16 protein-coding genes are annotated in these 19,572 nt (G+C 55.6%); 10 read left to right on the plus strand and 6 right to left on the minus strand.

Going from position 1 to position 19,572, the window contains the following annotated elements; translation table 11 throughout:
* From B3K78_RS08010 to B3K78_RS08020, 3 genes are all read left to right on the plus strand, one after another.
* A partial coding sequence (locus B3K78_RS08010; RefSeq protein WP_286695039.1) for a hypothetical protein occupies positions 1-511 on the plus strand: 511 nt, incomplete at its 5' end.
* A gap of 10 nt (positions 512-521) precedes the next feature.
* Positions 522-812: a hypothetical protein gene (locus B3K78_RS08015; protein WP_286695040.1), complete on the plus strand. Its 291-nt coding sequence runs from the start codon at positions 522-524 to the stop codon at positions 810-812.
* Positions 812-1,939 (plus strand): zonular occludens toxin domain-containing protein, encoded by a 1,128-nt coding sequence (locus B3K78_RS08020; protein ID WP_286695041.1) that lies wholly within the window; start codon positions 812-814, stop codon positions 1,937-1,939. Before B3K78_RS08015 ends, B3K78_RS08020 begins: the two co-directional genes overlap by 1 nt.
* A gap of 163 nt (positions 1,940-2,102) precedes the next feature.
* Here B3K78_RS08020 and B3K78_RS08025 read toward each other — a convergent pair whose 3' ends face one another.
* The 5 genes from B3K78_RS08025 to B3K78_RS08045 form a co-directional block, all read right to left on the minus strand.
* The gene (locus tag B3K78_RS08025) at positions 2,103-2,423 is read right to left on the minus strand and encodes a hypothetical protein (RefSeq protein ID WP_286695042.1); all 321 of its coding nucleotides are present in this window, start codon (positions 2,421-2,423) and stop codon (positions 2,103-2,105) included.
* A gap of 158 nt (positions 2,424-2,581) precedes the next feature.
* On the minus strand, positions 2,582-3,784 hold the full coding sequence (locus B3K78_RS08030; protein ID WP_286695043.1) for an acetyl-CoA C-acyltransferase: 1,203 nt from the start codon (positions 3,782-3,784) through the stop codon (positions 2,582-2,584).
* Positions 3,781-5,010: an acetyl-CoA acetyltransferase gene (locus B3K78_RS08035; protein ID WP_286695044.1), complete on the minus strand. Its 1,230-nt coding sequence runs from the start codon at positions 5,008-5,010 to the stop codon at positions 3,781-3,783. The genes B3K78_RS08030 and B3K78_RS08035 overlap by 4 nt, the downstream gene beginning before the upstream one ends.
* A gap of 33 nt (positions 5,011-5,043) precedes the next feature.
* A complete protein-coding gene (locus B3K78_RS08040; RefSeq protein ID WP_286695045.1) occupies positions 5,044-6,711 on the minus strand; it encodes a class I adenylate-forming enzyme family protein in 1,668 nt (555 codons plus the stop codon).
* A 53-nt stretch (positions 6,712-6,764) separates the two neighbouring features.
* Positions 6,765-7,730, minus strand: coding sequence for an NAD(P)H-dependent flavin oxidoreductase (locus B3K78_RS08045; protein ID WP_286695046.1), 966 nt, complete (start codon positions 7,728-7,730; stop codon positions 6,765-6,767).
* A gap of 279 nt (positions 7,731-8,009) precedes the next feature.
* Between B3K78_RS08045 and B3K78_RS08050 the strand changes: the two genes are divergently transcribed.
* Genes B3K78_RS08050 through B3K78_RS08060 form a run of 3 tightly spaced genes read left to right on the plus strand, consistent with a single transcriptional unit; the run spans position 8,010 to position 13,465 of the window.
* Positions 8,010-9,524, plus strand: a complete 1,515-nt coding sequence (locus B3K78_RS08050; RefSeq protein WP_286695047.1) for a carotenoid oxygenase family protein — start codon at positions 8,010-8,012, stop codon at positions 9,522-9,524.
* Positions 9,525-9,570: 46 nt separating this feature from the next.
* Complete coding sequence (locus B3K78_RS08055) at positions 9,571-11,109, plus strand: tannase/feruloyl esterase family alpha/beta hydrolase (protein ID WP_286695048.1); 1,539 nt, start codon at positions 9,571-9,573, stop codon at positions 11,107-11,109.
* 52 nt (positions 11,110-11,161) lie between these two features.
* The gene (locus B3K78_RS08060; RefSeq protein ID WP_286695049.1) at positions 11,162-13,465 is read left to right on the plus strand and encodes a TonB-dependent receptor; all 2,304 of its coding nucleotides are present in this window, start codon (positions 11,162-11,164) and stop codon (positions 13,463-13,465) included.
* Between the two features lie 62 nt (positions 13,466-13,527).
* Here the strand turns inward: B3K78_RS08060 and B3K78_RS08065 are convergent, their stop codons facing one another.
* Complete coding sequence (locus B3K78_RS08065) at positions 13,528-14,451, minus strand: winged helix-turn-helix transcriptional regulator (protein WP_204996537.1); 924 nt, start codon at positions 14,449-14,451, stop codon at positions 13,528-13,530.
* Between the two features lie 193 nt (positions 14,452-14,644).
* Here B3K78_RS08065 and paaN point away from each other — a divergent pair, with 193 nt between their 5' ends.
* Genes paaN through B3K78_RS08085 form a run of 4 tightly spaced genes read left to right on the plus strand, consistent with a single transcriptional unit; the run spans position 14,645 to position 19,557 of the window.
* A complete protein-coding gene (paaN, locus tag B3K78_RS08070; RefSeq protein WP_286695050.1) occupies positions 14,645-16,327 on the plus strand; it encodes a phenylacetic acid degradation protein PaaN in 1,683 nt (560 codons plus the stop codon).
* Positions 16,328-16,337: 10 nt separating this feature from the next.
* Positions 16,338-17,585, plus strand: coding sequence for a thiolase family protein (locus B3K78_RS08075; RefSeq protein ID WP_286695051.1), 1,248 nt, complete (start codon positions 16,338-16,340; stop codon positions 17,583-17,585).
* On the plus strand, positions 17,582-19,120 hold the full coding sequence (locus tag B3K78_RS08080; RefSeq protein WP_286695052.1) for a class I adenylate-forming enzyme family protein: 1,539 nt from the start codon (positions 17,582-17,584) through the stop codon (positions 19,118-19,120). The genes B3K78_RS08075 and B3K78_RS08080 overlap by 4 nt, the downstream gene beginning before the upstream one ends.
* Positions 19,117-19,557, plus strand: a complete 441-nt coding sequence (locus B3K78_RS08085; RefSeq protein WP_204996533.1) for a PaaI family thioesterase — start codon at positions 19,117-19,119, stop codon at positions 19,555-19,557. Before B3K78_RS08080 ends, B3K78_RS08085 begins: the two co-directional genes overlap by 4 nt.
* Positions 19,558-19,572 lie beyond the last annotated feature (15 nt).

Raw genomic sequence — 19,572 nt, forward strand, 5'->3', positions numbered from 1 at the left:
CGACCCTGATGCTGACGGCGACGGCATCGCAAACGGTGATGATCCAACGCCCCACGGTGGCGGCTCCGGCCCTGATAAGGGCGATGAAGAGGGCGACAAGGGCAGCGGCACGGCCACCAACTGCGACCAGCCGCCGACCAGTGAGGGCGATCCTCAGCTTGCAGCGATTCATAAACAGCTCTGGATCAACGAGTGTGAGGGCAGCGACGAAGAGTACCCCGAAACCGATGATTATTACGAAAAGGCCACCGATAGCGCGGGGGCTGAGCTTTCCTACGACGGAATAATGACTAAATTCAGGGATCGCATGCAGCAGTCCGCGGTAGTCAGTGGGCTATCAGGTTTCTTTGACGTGTCGTTCACTGGCTCATGTCCTGTCTACAGCGTGAACGCTTGGGTGTTTGATATAACGCTCGATCAATGGTGTTCCTCCCAAGTGCCTTGGGGGCTTATTCAGGGAATTATCATAGCGACAGCGTTGTTTATTTCTGCGCGAATTGCGTTCACATAGGGGGCGCTCGGTGTCTATTGAAAAACTAACGGATTATATAAAAGGCCTTTGGGACGAGTTCGTCGAGTTCCTGCTAGATATTCCGCTTATCGTATTCGATGGGCTAATGAGTGCGCTTGCTGCCGCTCTTGAGGCCGTCCCTGTCCCTGATTTCGTCACGACTGCCGACATAACAAATTACATTCATCCCGATGTTGGCTTTTTTCTCGCGCAATCCGGTGTATCTACTGGCCTCGCTTTCATCGGATCGGCGATGGTGTTTCGCTTCTTCCGTCGAGTCCTCACGCTGGGTATCTGGTAATGATAGTTTTTCACGAAGGTCTGCCTGGCTCGGGTAAAAGTTACGAAGCCTGCGCAATGCACATACTGCCGGCCATAGAGCAGGGCAGGCGGGTAGTCACAAATATTGAAGGCATCAACCACGAAAAATTCTCCGAGCTGTCCGGCGTCCCTTTGCCTTACGTCGTGGAAAAACTCCAGTGCATCTACACACCGGACGTTGACGAGCAGCGCCAGGCATTCCTTGAGCATTCCGGTAAAGACGCGCTGATAGTCTTGGACGAAGTGCAAAACCTGTTCCCCAGTGAGCGGCAAAAGCTCTCTGACGAATGGAATAGATACATCACCGAACACCGCCATGACGGCCTTGATATTGTGCTGATGGGTCAGGATCGGCGCGACTGCCATTCTATGTGGCGCCGTCGAATTCAGCGTGTAATCACGTTTAACAAGCTGTCGGCTGTGGGCATGGATAACCGTTATCGCTGGGTCGTGCTTGAGGCCACGCGGCCGGAAAAGTACAAAGAAACGACCAGTGGCACCCGAACCTACGACCCCAAATACTTTGGGCTTTATAAAAGCCACACTGACGGCACAGATAACAAAAACGTCTATGCAGACAAGAGGGCCACCGTATTTGCTGGCAAAACGCTGCGCGTCGGTGTTCCCGTTTTCGTCGTTATACTTTTCTTCGCGGTTTCGTCGCTTGGTGGATTTTTCGAGCCTCACAAGCCACTTGAAGCTCCTGAGAATACGCCCAAAATCGCCCAGCAGCAGCTTCGACCAACTGAGCCGCTACCAAAGCCAGCCGCTAAGCCCAAACCTGATCCGGCGCAGGAAAAAGAGCCCGAGCTGCCTCCGGCGTTGGACATTTTCGACGAGTACGCCAGAAAGCATAGAATTCGTCTCTCGGCTGTACTAGTTGGCGATGACAAGCCCGACAAATTCTACGCCCAGATAGATATTCTCAATTCCAGTTATCACCGACAGGAAGTCTTTACCGCCCAAGGGCTGCGCGACATGGGCTGGAAGCTCAATTACCGGCATTCGGGTCTATACATCAAGAAGGGCAACACCGTACACATCGCAAGGCCGTGGCCCATTGATAAATTCGGCAAAGTGGACAACCACACAATGGCGCAGCTTTGACGCCTGACGCGCACGCGGCAGCCGTCAAAGATCGCCATAACATTTGACACTTACAGTTAACCTGCCACATAAAGCGACCAGTAATTAAACCTTCGACTTTGGTTTGAGTCGGTCGGCTTTTTGACCGACTCGGGCCATAGTCCGCCTGCGGCAGCATTCCTCATTATCCCCAGGCTAACCTAAGCTGTGCTTTTTCGGCGGCTTCTTTGCCGCGCTCATAGGCCAATTTTTCAGCCCAGCGCATATTGTCGATTTCTTCCTTGGTGATCAGCTCGCCAGTCGGTGTGGCTATGATCCCTTCGCCGATTTTGAAGCCTTGCCAGTGCGGGTGGTATCCGGCGCGTAACTCCAGTAGTTCGCGCAGTGCGGGTGAAATTTTTTGATGGTGAATTGCGTTGTTGTATTGGTATCGGCTCATGCCGATTTTCTTCGCGTGGGAGGGGGAGTAAATGCCAGCTTCTCGCAGTAAGTCCTTGATATCCATAAAAATGCAGCTCCGTCAATTTCCGCGCCGCCAATCATAGTTACGCTTCAATTAAGCAGCAAGGAGCCTTTTTCTGTCCCAATGCCCTATTTAACATAATATATATTATGCGAACATTTGGTATTTGCTAAATCAACTCCGGATCCTCCCTGGAGCGGTTAACACCGCTCCAACAACATTGCCGTTCCTGTGCCTGCGGCGCCGCTTGCGGCAACAATACCTCGTTTCAGGCCGCGGCGCTCAAGCTCGTCAATTAAGGTGCCTGCCATGATGGCGCCGGTTGCGCCCATGGGGTGGCCGAGTGCGATCACTCCGCCATTGACGTTGAGCTTGTCTTCGCTGATCCCGAGGTCGCGCTGGCATTTGATCACCGTGGCGGCAAAGGCTTCATGCAGTTCGAACAAGTCGATGTCGTCGGCGGTTAACGCCTGCTCCTGCATGAGCTTTTGCGTGGCGGCGCAGCAGCCTGAGATGACGGTTAATGGATCGTCGCAAACACTGGCGACGGCGCAGATACGTGCGCGTGGCGCTTTACCCAGCGTTTCGCCCAATGCTTCGTCGCCCACCAACACCAAGGCAGCGCCATCGGCCATAGCTGGCGAATTACCAGCGGTGTGAATATGCTGGATCTCGGTGAGCTTGGCATGTCCCTGAAGTTGCAGGGCATCGATGCCTTTTGCGCCAAGCTCAGCAAAGGCTGGCGGCATTTGCGCCAGGGACTCCATGTTTGCGTTGTCGCGGATGCATTCATCGTGAACCACATTTGCACCTGCCTCTGGGTTTACGACCGGAACGACCGAGCGGAACCAGCCATTGTCACGCGCTCGGGCGGCGCGCTGCTGACTGGTTACGGCGACCTGGTCGGCGTCTTCGCGACTAATTTGATACTGGGAGGCAATCAGGTCCGCGCCGTTGCCCATCATTAACATTTGGCAGCGGGCCGCCATCTTGGGGTCGGTAAAAACGGTGGCTTTGTCAGACAACATCGGCACGCGGGACATCATTTCCACGCCGCCAGCAATGACCATACCGGCTTGCCCGCCCTGCACTTTCAGTGCGGCAAAATTGATGGCGTCCAAACCGGAGGAACAAAAACGGTTTACAGTAATACCGGGAACATGGCTGGGCCAGCCAGCATATAACAGTGAGGTTTTGGCGATATTTGCCGCCTGATCACCCGCCTGTGTTACACAGCCTAGAATCACATCATCAACCTGACTTTTGTCCAGTGGATTGCGCTCTGCCAAGGCATCATAAAGGGTTTTTAGCAGCGCCAGTGGCGACAATGCATGCAGGCTACCCGTTTCCTTGGCGCGGCCGCGCGGTGTGCGAATAGCGTCGTAAATATAAGCGTGTGTCATTCGTTAATTCCTACTATAAAGCTGGCACAGGTTGTGGCGCTGCCGCCAAGGTTGAAGGTGGCCATGTTTTTGGCATTGGTGATTTGCGTCTCCCCTGCTTGGCCGCTGACCTGCTTGTAGCAGTCCAACAGCATGCGTACGCCGGTCGCGCCCACGGGATGGCCCAGGCCGATCAAGCCGCCGCTGGCATTAATGGGGAAGTCGCCGTCTTTGCATATGCGCCCCTCCTCTATTGCTTTCCAGCTTTCACCGGGCGCCGTTAAACCGCAGTGATCGATCACCATGTATTCGGTAATGGAAAAACAGTCGTGCACCTCAAGGCCGTCGAGTTGCAGCAAGTCAGTCATGTTTGCGCGTTTTAAGGCGTCGCGAATCAGCTGATTAACATGAGGGAAAAGCAGTGGCTGACCCTCGCTAAGGCGCAGCTTGCTGCGCAGATCGATGGCAGACGAGCGATGCCCCCAGCCTTTGATGCGGGGAATGTCACTCAGCGAAATGCTCTGCTGCGCGGCATAGCGTTTGGCGGCCGATTCACTTGCCAGGAAGACGCAGGCGGCGCCATCGGTGATTTGGCCGCAGTCTGATTTACGAACGCGCCCTTCTATCGGTGGATTGTGTGCATCGCTTGAGCTGAAAAATGCCGGCTCGAAGTTCCAGTGGCGACTTTGCGCCAAGGGGTTGTGCTTAGCGTTGCCGTAGTTGATACGCGATATCGTATGCAAGTGGTCAGTGTTAATGCCGTGGCGGCGGTCATATTCATCGATGATATCGCTAAACATGTAAGGCCAGGGGTAGTTAGCCTCTTGCGCCTCGTAGCCCTTCCACGTGGCGGCACCCAAATATTCAGCGCCGGTTTGCCCCGGTACATTGCGCATAATCTCCATGCCCAATACACAGGCTACATCGTAGTGGCCGCATTCTATGTCTTTCATTGCCCCCAGTATTGCCATCGAACCCGAGGCACACGCGGCTTCGTGGCGACTGGTGGGTATGCCGTTTAACTCGGGGTACGCTTGCGCGAAAAAGCCGCCCAGCAGGCCCTGGCCGGTGAATAAATCGCCGACGAAATTTCCTACGTGCCCTACCTCGATTTGCTCCGGCGACACGCCCGTGGCCGCCAGCGCATCGTCGAGAACCGCCTTGAACATATCAAAGCTGTCCAGGCCTTCTCGAGCCCAGTTACGCGCGAAATCTGTTTGGCTGCCGCCCAATATGTATACCGTCATCATGGACTCCTTTTTGCTGAATGGCTGATGCTGTTATTCGGCGGATATCTGTTCTTGCAGGGCAAAACGCTGCACTTTTCCGAGGGCGTTTCGCGGCAGCGTTTCTAATAACTCCAGGCGCTCGGGCAATTTGATTTTGGCAACGCCCTTGGCCTGAAGAAAGGCGATAACATCCTGTAGACTAGGCGGCGCCTCGGCGGCATTGGGCACGACACAGGCGCAAATACGTTCGCCTAAGATGCTGTCTGGATAAGCGCACACGGCGGCCTCCTGTGCGCCGGGCAGCCCTTCGAGCAACACGTCGATCTCCGAGGGAGACAGCTTCATACCGCCGCGATTAATAATGTCTTTACAGCGCCCGGCAATGCGATAGAACTGCTGCTGGTCGCCGCAAATTTCCACCAAATCACCGGTTAGAAAGTAGCCGTCGTCGGTGAAAACATCGCTGTTATCCGTTTGCCAGTATCCGTCGAAAACCGTCGGGCCTTTCACCGCAAGCTCGCCGGCCACACCTGACGCCGTAATTTCTTCGCCAGTATCCGGGTTGAGCACTTTAGTCCAGATGGTTTTGCTCGCGGACGACGGCCACTCCAGCCCGGCACTGCCAAAGCGAGGAAACATAAAGGCGCGCACCGCCGGGTCGGCAACATCTTTCGGCTTAGAAAGGAGGTTAATACCCTCGTTAGAGCCGTAGTAATTGACAATGCATTTCCCGTAGTCGCGCTCAAACTTCTCCATCATCCACGGTGCCAACGGCGCCGAACCCGAGCCGATAGAGCGCAATGCCGAGAAGTCGAACTGCTGCCACATGGCCTCGTTTTTCGCGAGCTGATTGAGCACCGCAGGCGGGATAATGGTGAAGTTCACCTTCTCGTCCTGCATCTGCTGAAGAAAGACGCCGGGATCAAAGGGATGGTGCAGTACCAGGCTGCAACGCTTCAGCAGCCATGCATACAAGAACGCACTGATAGAGGCCATATTGACCATTGGAAAGGCATTTAACAGCACATCGCCGCTTTGGTAGTCGCCGGCTTCAATACAGTTGCGGCCAACAGTTACCCACATATTGTGCGAGCGAGGCACCCCTTTAGGCATGCCAGTGGTCCCAGAGGTCCAGCAGACAGTGGTAATACGGTTGGCATCGCTTGAAACGGCCTCAAGCGCGCGAAGCTTTGCCGCGGCACCCTCATCCGCTCGCGTCTGCAAATGCAGGTCTTTACCAAACAACAATACGCTGAGGTTTGTGGGTAAATTGGCGCCCCGCTCGCTGCCCAGCGGCTCGCCTTTAAACTGCGCGATACTGATTAGTGCGCGAGCGTTTAGCGATTCGGCAAAGTGCTTAAGTTCGTAGTCGCCGTATTGCACCGGCACCGGTGAAATGATCGCACCAATACGACTCAGCGCCAGATAACACACCACCAGTTCGACAATATTCGGCAGTTGTACGATCACCGTATCGTCTTCGCCGATACCGCGTTCCACCAAGGCTAGCGCGAGGTTGTAGCTGGCATGTTGCAGGGATTCATAGCTTAAACGCAGCGGCTCAGAACCGACCAGGTCCTGCCGGTTCGGTGCATCGGCCACGGCCATTTGTTGCGGCACGTTGGCACTGTGCTCGTCGAGTAATTGATGCAATACGCGGCCTTCCCAAAGCCCGCTAGCTTGATAGGTGTCGATGGTATGTTGTGGTGATGTAATCATGGCTTACCGTTCGTTTTATTATTGAATTGGAAAAGACGAGCCGCCCATAGGCGCTATTGGCTCGACGCCTGGCGATATTCTTCTTCCAGCTGGTCGACCACCTCGCTGATCGACTGCTCGGCGCGAATCGCGCCAACGCCCTGCCCCGCTGCCCATATATCGCGCCAGCGTTTGGCATCGCCAGCGGCTTTCATAAAATCAATATCCGCAGCGGCGGGCATATTGGCGGGATCGTAGCCGCCCTGCTCCAGGCTCTTGCGTAGCCAATTGGCTTTCACCCCGGTGATCGCATCACTGGTGATAATGTCGGCCCCGGAGGACTCAACCACCATTTGCTTATAGGCGTCTTGCGCCCGGCTTTCGTGGGTGGGAATGAAGCGAGTGCCCATGTACACGTAATCGGCCCCCATTACTTCGGCCGCGCGCAGGGCGCGGCCACTGCTAATCGCGCCAGAGAGAATGATGTCGCCGTCAAAAAAGCTACGCACCTCTTCAACAAAGGCAAAAGGCGATAATTGACCGGTGTGGCCGCCCGCCCCGGCACAAACCAGCGCCAAACCATCCACACCCGATGCCGCCGCCTTGCGGGCAAACTCCAGCGAAACGACATCTGCATAAATTTTTCCGCCGTAGCTGTGTACCTGCTCCACGGCATCCTTCGGACTACCCAAGGCGGTAATCACAATCGGTGCGCGGTATTTAACGGCTAATGCTAAGTCCTCGTAACAGCGCGGATTGGTTCGATGCATCACCAGGTTCATTGCCCAGGGAGCGGCATCAGGGCTGTCGGCCAGCGCCTGAGTGATTTCCGCCAACCAGGCGTCCAGGTCTTCAACGGTGCGCGCATTCGGCGACGGGAACGAACCAACGATGCCTGCTCGGCAACTGGCAATCACCATTTCCGGCCCTGACAACAAAAACATGGGGGCCTGAATGATCGGCAGACGCAAATTACCGGCGCTGCGGTGGCGTGGATGCGCCCCCTCAGAAAGAGGCTTCGATGCAGGGTGCTGTGACATTTACGGTCGCTCCAAATCAACAATATTACTTTTCTTATTGAACCAACATGCTATACCAAATCCTTTTGAAACGACAATAGAACTCCAGCAATTAAAATTTTTAACACCATAAATATATGTTTTTAAATATCTTTTATCGATTACGATACATCGGCTTATCGACATCGCAAAAAAAGACTTGCGCTATTAGACCATAAATTTATAGACTCCTGATCAAACGCTGAGCGATACCGCCGTAGCGACCGCCGGATAACGTTAATAAAAACAAGGGAGAGGACTATGACCCGCCAAACCAACCCACAGAGTGACTTCCCCATTACTGAGGCCTCTCTGGGAGCGGCGCCACAACTCAACGATGCCCCGTCTTGGATCTATGAGATTGATAACCCCTACTTGCATGGTGTTTACGCGCCGACGGAAAACATCAATATCAGTGCAGATCAGTTAACCGTCGAAGGTGAGATACCCACGGATATGCATGGTGCCTACCTGCGCAATGGGCCAAATCCGCGTCAAAAGCCGAAGAACCAGTACCACTCTTTCGATGGCGACGGCTTAGTTCACGGCGTCTACTTTGCCGATGGCAAGGTGAGTTATCGCAATAGCCAAATTCTGACGGCAGCGTTATTGCGCGAACAGCAAGAGCAGCAAGCCGTATGGCCCGGCGTGATGGGCCCGTATGATTTTTCGCTGCCAGACTTTCCCATTAAAGACACCTCCAACACAGATATCATTTGGCACAACGGCCGCCTGATTACGCTGTGGTACAACTCTGGCATCCCCTACACCATGGACCCGATAACGCTGGAGAATCTTGGGCCACTGGACTCCCCCAGCGCCCTGACGCGCAAAATGTCTGCGCATTCGCGGGTGGACTGGCAAACCGGAGAGATGTTCTTTTTCGACTACGGCGATACGCCGCCTTATATGACCTACGGCGTATTGAATCCGGACGGCACACTCAAGCACGAATGCGCGATCAACCTACCCGCACCACGGCTGCCGCACGAGATCACCTTCACAGAAAATTACGCGATCCTGCACGACCACCCCCTGTTCCATGACATCGATGTGCTTAAACGGCATAACATGCGCGTTATTCGCTTTCATCGCGACATGCCGTCGCGGTTTGGTCTCATTCCGCGCCTGGGTACTCAGGTTCGTTGGTTTGAGTGCGAGCCCTGCTATGTATTGCATACGTCAAACGCGTGGGAAGACGGCGACTGGGTAACCATTGACGGCTGTCGCTCGACCAACCCGATGCCCGATGCCGACCCCAGCGAAGGCGCACTTTCGCACATGCTGGCCTACATGCGCCTGGAGGCAAACAACTATCGCTGGCGCTTTAATTTGCGTACCGGAGAGGTTCGCGAAGGGCCTATTTGTGACCTGAACTCAGAGTTCAATAAATCCAATCAGATCTTTCACGGCGTGAAGACTCGCTATGCCTATCACCAAAAAATCCCCCTGCGCGCCGAAGGCGGCCATACCCTGCGCTTCACTGGCCTAATCAAATACGACAATGATACCGGCCACCGCCAGGAGTGGGATTACGGCCCCGGCGTGTTCGGTAGCGAGGCAGTCTTCGTGCCCAAACGCGGTGCCGATCGCAGCAGTGAAGAGGACGATGGCTACGTCACCAATATCGTGACCGACACCAAAGACTGGACGTCTTATTGCCTGGTGTTCAACGCCAAAGACGTCAGCCTCGGCCCCATTGCCAAAATAAAACTGCCTCACCGCGTGCCCTATGGCTTTCATGGATGGTGGGCGCGGGGCCAGGACATCTACTGATAATTGCCCCACCTGCGGTTACACACATAACAATAAGGTTTTACCTATGACCGTCGTTACTCGCCTCGCGCTGCTGCTTGCCAGTATCGCGATCAGCAGCTCAGCGCTTGCACAACGCGCTGACCCCGAACCCGCGCTGGCAAAACGTTGCCCGAGCTTGGCCGCTCCCGCCGGCACGGTATTGGCCCTGCCTCCCTCGTGGCACAGCAGCGAGCCGCTGCCTGCGCACTGCCGAGTGCGCGGGCAGATACAAGGTCGTACCCATTTCGAATTACGGCTCCCCGAGTCGTGGAATGGCCGTTTTGTGATGGCGGGCTGCGGCGGTTTTTGCGGCAGTTTGCTGCCCGACAAACCGGGGTTTTCCAACAGCATTAACGAGGCACTGAAAAAAGGCTATGCGGCGATCAGTCACGACGGCGGGCACAGCGGCCAAAGCTGGGAGACCCAATGGGCCTATAACGACCCCGAAGCGCTGGCACTTTATGCCCACAAAGTACTGCCAGTGGTTACCGACGTCGGCGTAGCGCTCACCACAGCGTTCTACGGCAAAGCGCCCCACCACCGCTACTTTTCCGGCTGCTCCAACGGTGGCCGACTGGGCATGATAGCCGCCCAACGCTACCCGGACTTGTTTGACGGTATCGCCGCCGGCGGCAGTATTTTCAGCCTGAGCGAAATTGCCGGTAAATGGGGCAATTGGATGACCCGCCAAACCACCCATGACGGCAAGCCGGTGATTCCTCGCCGCAACAACGACTTATTAAAAGACGCCGTCATGGCGCAGTGCGACGGCATAGACGGCCAGCGCGACGGTATTATTTCTGCGCCACAGCAGTGTCGGCCTAGCTTCGCCGCGCTCGCGTGCAAATCGGGCGACGCGTCTGAGCGATGCTTTACCAAAAACGCCATCGCACGCCTTGAGCGCCTGTACAGCGGCCAACCCGTTCCCGGAGCACCGCCAGTCACCCAGACCCTCGCACCTGGCGCCGAGCACTACACCGACATCTGGTTATTTGGCGATGACGAGAACGCGGCATGGGGTCTGGCCGCGTCAACAGGCTACCGCAACCTACTTTCACAGGAACTCTTTCAGCGCGATCACAACGCCGCGCTGGACCACAACACCCTAGCGGCGTGGCTGGACAAATCGGCCCTACCCGCCCTGATCGACGCCGACAATCCCGACCTGTCTGCGCTGGCTCAGACGGGCGGCAAATTATTCCTCTACCACGGCTGGGCGGACCCACTGATTATTCCTGGGCCAATCGTGGATTACTACCGCGCGGCGGCCGCACATAGCGGCGGCGTGGACAAACTGAAGAATCACGCGCGGCTATTTATGCTGCCGGGCTGGGGACACTGCTGGGAGCGCCCCGCCGATGCCCCCGATCAATTTGACCCGCTTGAGCTCGTGGCGAACTGGGTAGAAACCGGTGTTGCACCAGAGCAATTTACCGCGAGTCAGCACGATGATCAGCAGCATGCCGTACGAACGCGCCCCATTTGCGCCTACCCAAATGTCGCGACGTTAAGCAAGCCCTATTCCCCCGATCACGCCGCCAGCTATACCTGCTCGCCGCCGTGATCCCACTAATGATTTCAATTTGGAATAACAATAAAACAGCGGAGAAATAGCGATGTTTACGACCCGTAATTTTAAACTCAAACGGTTACCAGCGGCCCTACTGGCCACTACAGTGTGCAGCGGCGCGGCCGCCGCGACGCAGCTGGAAGAGGTATTAGTCACCGCCGAGAAAAAGTCGGCCAGTATCCAAGATGTCCCCATGTCTGTGGCGGCGATTTCCGGTGATGACGTTGGCATGGGAAAAGTCACTGAAATGAATGACGTGGCGATGCAAACACCGGGTATGTCCTTCACGCAGTTCAACCTGGGCGAGCCACGGGTGTACATTCGCGGCATCGGCAATAGCTCAGACTCAGCGGCCAGCGATTCTGCGGTGGGTATTTTTATTGACGAAATTTATATTGGTCGCGCTGGCGGCTCCGGTTTCGATCTGTTCGACCTTGAGCGCATTGAAATTCTAAAGGGCCCACAAGGCACGCTATACGGTAAAAACACCAATGGCGGTGCCATTAACTTTATCACCAGTCGCCCCGATTACGACCCCATGACCAAGCTGAGCGTAACGGCAGGCAACAAGGGCCTGTTCCATGCGCAGGCGCTGGTGACAGGCGGGTTAACCGATACCATCGCCGGGAAGATAAGTGTGGCGAGCAAGCAGCGCGACGGTTTTCAAAAAAATGTTATTCGTCCCTCCGACGTTACCGTTGATACCAACCTGAGCAATAGCCCCATCATTGGCAACTCAAAGGGAGCATCCGGACAGGGTGACGAGCTGGGCGACATCGAGAGTATTAATCTGCGCGGCCAACTACTGTTCGACCTTAGCGACACCACCCTGCTGTTGCTCAGCGCCGATTACTCCAAGGACGAAACCAATGGCAGTTGCAGTCATTTAATGGACTTGTCGGCCGGTGTAATGGGAACCGGCGCGCTCTGGCAAGCTGGTGTGGACAGCTTGTCAGCGGGCTATCGCAGCAATATTCGCAGCTGTGCATCGCAATTTGATACCTCACAGGAACGCGAGATTCAGGGCTTCAGTGCGCGTGTTGAGCACGGTTTGGAATGGGCTGATCTCTTGTCCATCACCGCTTGGCGCGCCAGCGATGTGTTCCATGTAGACGACCTGACCGGCCTGCCCCTCACCGACATCACGGTTGCCAATTCAGTACCGGAAAACGTGATCAATGGCGCCGAGGAAAGTGCCTCGCAATTCTCCCAGGAATTTCGCCTCAGCGGCAGCCTGGAAAATATCGACTGGATTGCCGGTGTGTTTTATATGCAGGAAGACGTCGAGCGCGATGAGCAATTTTACACGCGCTATAACGCTGCACTCAGCGGCGGTCTGGGCCTGGCGCCGGAAGGCAATGTGCTGTTTCTGCAGGATAACACCACTACCAGCATTGCAACCTATGCCCAGGCTGACTGGCATATCGATAACTGGACCCTGACCTACGGAGTGCGCTGGAGTCAGGACGAAAAAGAAATCAGCCAAGACGCTAAAGACCTACTGGGTACAGGCGCGCCCACAGGGGTACCGCTCATACTTCCTGAATTCCCAACCGCCGTGAAGGGCAAGGAAGACTGGGAAGAGATTACCCATAAAGCCTCGGTAAACTATCGCTTTGGTGAGGATGCGATGGTCTACCTGACCTACTCGGAAGGTTTTAAAAGTGGCGCCTTCCCCTCTCAAACCAACTTGCCGGAGAACGCGACGAAAACCGTTGACCCGGAGTTTGTGGAAAACATCGAAGTGGGGCTAAAGTCCACCTGGTTCGATAACCGTTTGCAATTCAACATTGCCTACTACGACATCGACTACGACAATTTGCAGGTGTTTGAGCTAACCCCCACCCTGCTGCTGGTGCTCAACAGCGCCCAAGCTGAGTCCACAGGCTTTGAAACCAGCGTCGCCCTGGCTGCCTCAGATCGGCTGGTGATCAGTGCCAATTACAACCACGGGAAAGCGCGCTACGAAGACTTTGTCACCTCAGGTGGTAATGACTACAGTGGCAATCAATTGCAGTGGTCGCCAGACCGCTCGGGCAGCATTGATGCCGACTACACCATCCCCCTGGAGGGCGGCTCAATTGTCGAATTCAATGTGAGCTATTCCTGGAAGGATGACTACTACACGGCGGCCAGCAACGCAGCGGTCACCAAACAAAAATCGCTGTCTAATCTGGGCGTTTCCGCGGGCTGGACTAGCGCTGATCAGTCGCTGTCGGTAAGACTCTGGGGGAAAAACCTGGGTGATAAAGACCAAACCACCAATGTGGTGGTGGACCCAACTGGGGTAACGTCAAACAAGTTTGCCGACCCCACTACATTTGGGGTAACGGTAAGCAAAACCTTCTAAACCCTTCCCCGCGCTCATGCCGAGTGCGGGGGCACTACCCAGATTTTTTACTGGCTCCAAGTTTACTGAAAGCGTACTTCATCAGTTCGGGGAACGGTGTGGCAACTGTCGCAAATCACGTCGGTTGCCAGCTCTTTACCGCAGGGACGATGTACCAGGGTTAAGGGGTGCTTCACTTTGGGTAACCACTCAAGCACCCACTGGCGCAGCGCCATGGTGAGTGGGTACAGCGCCTTGCCCTTTTCAGTCAGGTGGTATTCGTAGCGCGGTGGATTACTACTGTATGCATCTTTGGAAAAAATACCGGTGTACACCAACAGCTTTAAGCGGTCGGCTAGCACATTGGTCGCCACACCGAGATGTTGGCGAAAGTCGTCGTAGCGAGTCAGGCCAACAAAGGCCATTGCCATTAACAACAGTGTCCAACGGTCGCCAATGATATCGGTGACGTGACCCAGCATTTGCTGATTGCCACCGCGGGTACGTCGTTGGCTGCCAATTTCAGTCAATGCGCCGGCAGTAGCCCCTTCGGGAGAGGCTTTTACCACGCGCTCTACATCATCGTAATGGAGAGGCTCACCGCAATGTCGACACACCGCCAGTGGCGTGAGGCGATGCCCGTCTCCCTCGCCATAGGAATGCCACAACTGAGTAGGCAATTCCGCGTCGGAGGCATCGGCCCATTCGCTCTCCCACTGCCAGATCAACAGTGCCCAGGGGTAAAGCGCCAAACCTTTTCCGGTCAGCCGGTACTCGTAGCGCAGTGGCGACGTTTGATAGGGGTTTTTATAGAGAATGCCATTGGCAACCAAATTCTCTAAACGAGAGCTCAATGTGCCACGTGACGCGCCGGTGCGGCGCCGGAATTCATCAAAGCGATGTTGCCCGAGAAAGGTTTCCCTAAGAATCAGGATCGTCCAACGGTCACCGAGGATATTTAGCCCGCGGGCCACTGGGTTGGAAAGTAATTGCTGGGCGGCTTGCATGCAGCGAACACTACAACAAAAGTGACAAACGATAAATAAAAAATAGGTAAAAACGCGCTTGTTTACCCTCCCGGCAGACTGTTAGTCTAATAAAGAAAGTAACAAGCCAGCCCAAACAGATTTGGCCATACCAACATTAACAAAGCGCTAATCTAGCGCCGTTTACGATTCACCAACAATAACGAGACTAGCCATGAGCAATTGGTTCACCCGCCATAAATCAATGTTAGACAAAGCCCTGGACGCCTGCGAAAAGCGCTATTCCTGGACCGCGTTCAGCGAGAGTCCCAGCAGTAAAATACATGGGGTTGAGCTTCCAGCGGCTGGGAAAGCACGCTTTGAGGCACTGCTCGGCAAGGACTACCCGCTGCATCAGGCCGGTAACAACGGTTGGGTAGGCGCTGAAATTTCCCCCTACACTGGCGAACGTCTTGGGGTTCGTTACCCCAAGGCGGATGTCGACACGCTGTTTCAAGCCATTTCCAAAGCTCAGCCCGCATGGCGAGATGCCGGCGTGGAAACACGCATGGGGGTGTGTCTTGAAATACTTGAGCGCTGTTCACAGCAATTGTTTGAAAACGCTCACGCCACCATGCATACCGCCGGGCAAAGCTACATTATGGCCTTTGCTGGCAGTGGTGCGAATGCACTGGATCGCGGCCTGGAAGCGCTTGCCTACGCGTATAAAGCAATGCGTGATGTACCGGAACAGGCGGAGTGGCAACGTCAGTTTGGCAGCGATGGCGCAGCGAAACTGACCAAGTTCTATCGACTAATGCCCCGCGGCGTTGCCGTTAATATCTGCTGTGCGACGTTTCCGCTGTGGAATGGCTACCCGGCACTATTTGCCAGCCTGGCAACCGGCAATCCGGTGGTATTCAAACCCCACCCCAGCGCCATTTTGCCCGTTGCCCTGGTCGTCTCGGTTTGTCAGGCGGTGGTAATGGAGGCAGGCTTCGATAGCAACCTGGTGACGATGGTGGCGGATACGCGCGATGAACCCGCCACCATGGCGCTATTAGAGCACCCCGATACCGCCATCATCGATTTCACCGGCAGCCCAACGTTTGGCAGCTGGATTGAGCAGCACTGTCGCAATGCCCTGGTATTCACCGAAACGGCGGGCTGCAACTCTGTGGTCATTGAATCCACCGACGACTTCGAGGGTATGTGCAGTGCCATTGCCCACTCGCTGTGTCAGGCCTCTGCGCAGATGTGCACCAGCGTTCAAAACATTCACATTCCCGCCGAGGGCATTCTGGTCAATGGTGAGCGAAGAAGTTTTGACGATGTTGCGCAGGGCCTGGTGGACGCCGTAGAGACGCACCTGAGCAATCCGAAAAAAGCCGCTTTTCTCTGCGGCACACTGGTGAGCGACGATATCTATCTAACACTGGAGAAAATGCGCGAGCTCGGCGCTCAGCACGGCCGCGTACTGCGCGATTCCGCGCCCTACTCCCACCCGGAGTTTCCAAAGGCGCGCACCGCAACACCGCTAATGATTCAGGTAAGCGACGCGCAGCGCGAACTGTATCGGGATGAATTTTTTGGCCCTATCTCGTTTTTGATCAAAGGCGCGAGCATTGATAGCTGCTTGCACGATGCCACCACAAATGCCCGGGATTGTGGCGCAATAACCTCACATGTCTATTCGGTGAACAGTGAGTTCCTGGAGCGAGCCCAAGATGCCTATAACCATGCAGGCGCCTCTGTTGCCTGTAATTTAATGGGAATGCCCATCAATTTTGCCGCCGCCTATAGCGATTACCACGTTACTGGCCTAAACCCCGCAGGCAATGCTTGTCTTACCGACCTCGCCTTTGTTGCCGGTCGTTTTCGTATTGTACAGCGCAAGATTATGCGTTCCGACGTGTGAGGCAGCGGTGATGACGGAGGTATTTATTTTAGGAATTGGCATGACCGCGCTGGGCAAGTTTACCGAGCGAAGCGTTAAAGATCTGAGCCGCGAGGCGGTTGCCAGAGCGCTCGCGGATGCCGATATTCACCAGGACGACATCGAGGCCGCGTGGTTTTCCAATACACGCCAAGGCCTGCTTGAGGGTCAAAATGGTATTCGCGGCCAGTGTGCTCTTAGACCCTTAGGGTTTTCGGGTATCCCCATCGCCAATATCGAGAATGCGTGCGCCTCGGGCTCTACCGCCCTGCTTCAAGCCATCGCCCATATTAAGGCAGGAATGTGCGACGTCGCGTTGGTAGTGGGCGCTGAAAAGATGTTTTTCCCAGAAAAACGCGAGGCGATGTTCAATGCGTTTAAAGGCGGCACGGATATCCATCGCCTGGAGGAATTTCATCAGCAGGTAAGCGCCCAGGGCGCCGCCCTGATCCCAGATGAGTACCGGCAAGACGACGGTAAACAACGCAGTTTCTTTATGGACAGCTATGCCGCGCAGGCCCGCTTACACATGCAAAAATACGGCACCACACAGCGCCAATTTGCTGCAGCGGCGGCAAAGAACCACTGGCATTCCACCATGAATCCACTCGCGCAGTACCAGCACGATATGACGGTCGACGAGGTGCTCGCCGGGCGCGTTATCACCTGGCCTTTTACGTTGCCGATGTGCGCACCAATTTCCGACGGCGCTGCGGCGGCGGTTGTCTGCTCTGCAGACGTATTACGACGCCTTGGCAAACGGCGCGCTATACGCATTCGCTCCCTGGCGCTGCGCAGCGGCATTCAACGTGACGCCGACGATTTTGCCAACCACATTGGCCGCCTGACAGCGCAACAGGCCTATGAACAAGCTGGTATTGCTCCCTGCGATGTCGATGTCGCCGAAGTGCATGACGCAAGCGCCTACGCGGAAATTCAGCAAATAGAAAATCTGGGCTTGTGCGAGCTTGGCGAAGGCGGCGTCTACACCGAGCAAGGGCACACAGCGTTGGGAGGCGCCACCCCTGTTAACCCCTCTGGGGGGCTGGTCTCCAAGGGTCACCCAGTGGGAGCGACTGGTATTATGCAACTGCATGAGTTGGTCACTCAGCTACGCGGCGAAGCCGGCAAGCGCCAAGTTAATGGTGCGCGCATCGCTGTAGCTGAAAACGGCGGCGGCTTCTATGAAACTGAAGAAGCGGCAACCACCGTCACCGTGCTGGAGGGGCCAAGCCGATGAAACGACCGATTGAATACTTATACCAGGGCTTGGATATCAACCCTCGTGGTATCGCCGCCACCGACCAGCGCGAGCAGGTCAGCTACAGTGAACTCGTCACGCGAGTTGAGGCGCTGGCACAAGCACTCCGGCAACGCCTACCCGACGGCGCTCACGTTGCGTTGTGCGCGCAAAACCACATCGATCACCTCGTGACACACCTCGCCATTATCGCGGCGAATCAGGTATGGGTGCCAATCAACCCCAAAAATGGTCAGCAACTCAATAGCCAATTGATCGAAGTCAGTCAGCCGCAACTCATTTTGGTGGATCGCGCCAGCCTGGACAGCCTGCCGGAAACTCTCACGGAAACCCGCAGCCCTGTGGTAAGCATTGATACGCCAAATGAGGGGACAAAGCAGTGGATTGAACAATTTCGCGGCCGGGCATTTACGCTGGAGCTGCCCTCTTTTGATCGCACAATGGCGATTAAATTTACCGGCGGCACCACGGGCCAACCTAAAGGCGTTATCCAAACTCACGGCAATGTATCGGCGGTAGTCGCCAATATGCAGGCGCAGTTTGACTTTACTCGCGATGACGTCAATCTTGCCGTGGCGCCACTGACGCATGGTGGCTCGCACTATATCCTGCCGATACTCGGCGCTGGCGGTAGCCACTGCTTGCTCACCACCCCGGATATCGCAAAGATCGCTCAGGCATTGCCGCACAGCAGCGTTAGCTTTATGCCACCGACCTTGATCTACAAATTGCTTGAATACCCCGGCCTCGACCGCGATTCAGCACCGAGGCTGCGCCACCTTACCTACAGTGCTGCGCCAATGCCACCGCAGAAAATCAGCGAGGTCATCACCCGTTTTGGCCCATGTTTGTCTACCGTCTACGGGCAAACTGAAGCCCCCATGACCATTACCGCAATGAGCGCCCAGGATATGCAAAATCCTGCGCGGCAGCGATCAGTGGGTCGCCCTTGCCTGCACTCCGAGCTGTGTATACTGGGCCGAGATGGCGCCGCTCTTCCCGCTGGCGAGACCGGCGAGGTCGCGGTGCGCGGCGGCATCGTGATGCCCGGCTATTTCGGCTCACCAGAACAATCTGCCGGCGTCTTCAAAGACGGCTGGTTATTGACCGGAGATTTGGGCTACGTCGATGCGGATGGCTATTTGTTCCTGCAGGGCCGCAGCAAGGAATTGATTATTTCAGGTGGCTTTAATGTGTACCCCGCCGAAGTGGAAAATGCCTTGATAAAACTCCCCGATGTTCAAGAGTGCGCCGTATTTGGCGTTGCGGATGAGTACTGGGGAGAGCGCGTGGAAGCTGCCGTGAGCTTGGTCGATGGCAGCACCGCCAACAGTGACACCCTGCGGGCGCAACTAAAGCCACTATTGGGCGACGTAAAAACCCCCAAGCGTATACACCTGCTTTCGGCACTGCCCCGCAATCCCGTTGGCAAAGTCGTCAGGCGGGAAGTGAAAGCCCTGTGCCACTCGCACGAGAACCCTATTGAACACAACGCGGAGGCCCGTTCCCGATGACACAATGGACCAGCGATACCACCCTTACCGGCATGGAGCGAGTAAAGCAGTTTGAGGCTCAGACCGAGCGCAGCGGTATGGCGGCAAACTTGGGCTACGACATTGTTTCCATCAATGACGGTGAGGTGGTGTACCGCTACACACCAAAAGCGCGCCACCAAAATTTAATAGGCTCCCTGCACGGCGGCATTTTGGCATCACTGCTGGACACGGCAATGGGTGCCGCGGTGATGACGAAGTTAGCGGCGGGTGAATTTCACACCATGACGGACTTGTCGATCAAATTTATCGGCGCCGTTCGCGACCCCGACGAAGAGCTGCTCATTGAAGCGCGGGTCGATCACCCCGGTAAACGCTTGCTGGCAACAGAAGGGGTGATTAAAAATACCCAGGGGCGCATTATTGCCAGGGCGATCGCCAGCGCGATAAGGCTTTAAGAAACTGCGGTGCAA

This window comes from Spongiibacter sp. UBA1325, assembly GCF_002306875.1.
In the GTDB taxonomy this organism is placed as follows: Bacteria; Pseudomonadota; Gammaproteobacteria; order Pseudomonadales; family Spongiibacteraceae; genus Spongiibacter; species Spongiibacter marinus.

What these genes read in the sequence shown, in the direction of transcription:
- B3K78_RS08075 (WP_286695051.1), top strand. Translation starts at nt 16,338, where the DNA reads ATGACGGAGGTATTTATTTTAGGAATTGGCATGACCGCGCTGGGCAAG.
- B3K78_RS08035 (WP_286695044.1), bottom strand. Translation starts at nt 5,010, where the DNA reads ATGACGGTATACATATTGGGCGGCAGCCAAACAGATTTCGCGCGTAAC.
- B3K78_RS08065 (WP_204996537.1), bottom strand. Translation starts at nt 14,451, where the DNA reads ATGCAAGCCGCCCAGCAATTACTTTCCAACCCAGTGGCCCGCGGGCTA.
- B3K78_RS08020 (WP_286695041.1), top strand. Translation starts at nt 812, where the DNA reads ATGATAGTTTTTCACGAAGGTCTGCCTGGCTCGGGTAAAAGTTACGAA.
- B3K78_RS08050 (WP_286695047.1), top strand. Translation starts at nt 8,010, where the DNA reads ATGACCCGCCAAACCAACCCACAGAGTGACTTCCCCATTACTGAGGCC.
- B3K78_RS08060 (WP_286695049.1), top strand. Translation starts at nt 11,162, where the DNA reads ATGTTTACGACCCGTAATTTTAAACTCAAACGGTTACCAGCGGCCCTA.
- B3K78_RS08025 (WP_286695042.1), bottom strand. Translation starts at nt 2,423, where the DNA reads ATGGATATCAAGGACTTACTGCGAGAAGCTGGCATTTACTCCCCCTCC.
- B3K78_RS08080 (WP_286695052.1), top strand. Translation starts at nt 17,582, where the DNA reads ATGAAACGACCGATTGAATACTTATACCAGGGCTTGGATATCAACCCT.
- paaN (WP_286695050.1), top strand. Translation starts at nt 14,645, where the DNA reads ATGAGCAATTGGTTCACCCGCCATAAATCAATGTTAGACAAAGCCCTG.
- B3K78_RS08085 (WP_204996533.1), top strand. Translation starts at nt 19,117, where the DNA reads ATGACACAATGGACCAGCGATACCACCCTTACCGGCATGGAGCGAGTA.
- B3K78_RS08055 (WP_286695048.1), top strand. Translation starts at nt 9,571, where the DNA reads ATGACCGTCGTTACTCGCCTCGCGCTGCTGCTTGCCAGTATCGCGATC.
- B3K78_RS08030 (WP_286695043.1), bottom strand. Translation starts at nt 3,784, where the DNA reads ATGACACACGCTTATATTTACGACGCTATTCGCACACCGCGCGGCCGC.
- B3K78_RS08045 (WP_286695046.1), bottom strand. Translation starts at nt 7,730, where the DNA reads ATGTCACAGCACCCTGCATCGAAGCCTCTTTCTGAGGGGGCGCATCCA.
- B3K78_RS08040 (WP_286695045.1), bottom strand. Translation starts at nt 6,711, where the DNA reads ATGATTACATCACCACAACATACCATCGACACCTATCAAGCTAGCGGG.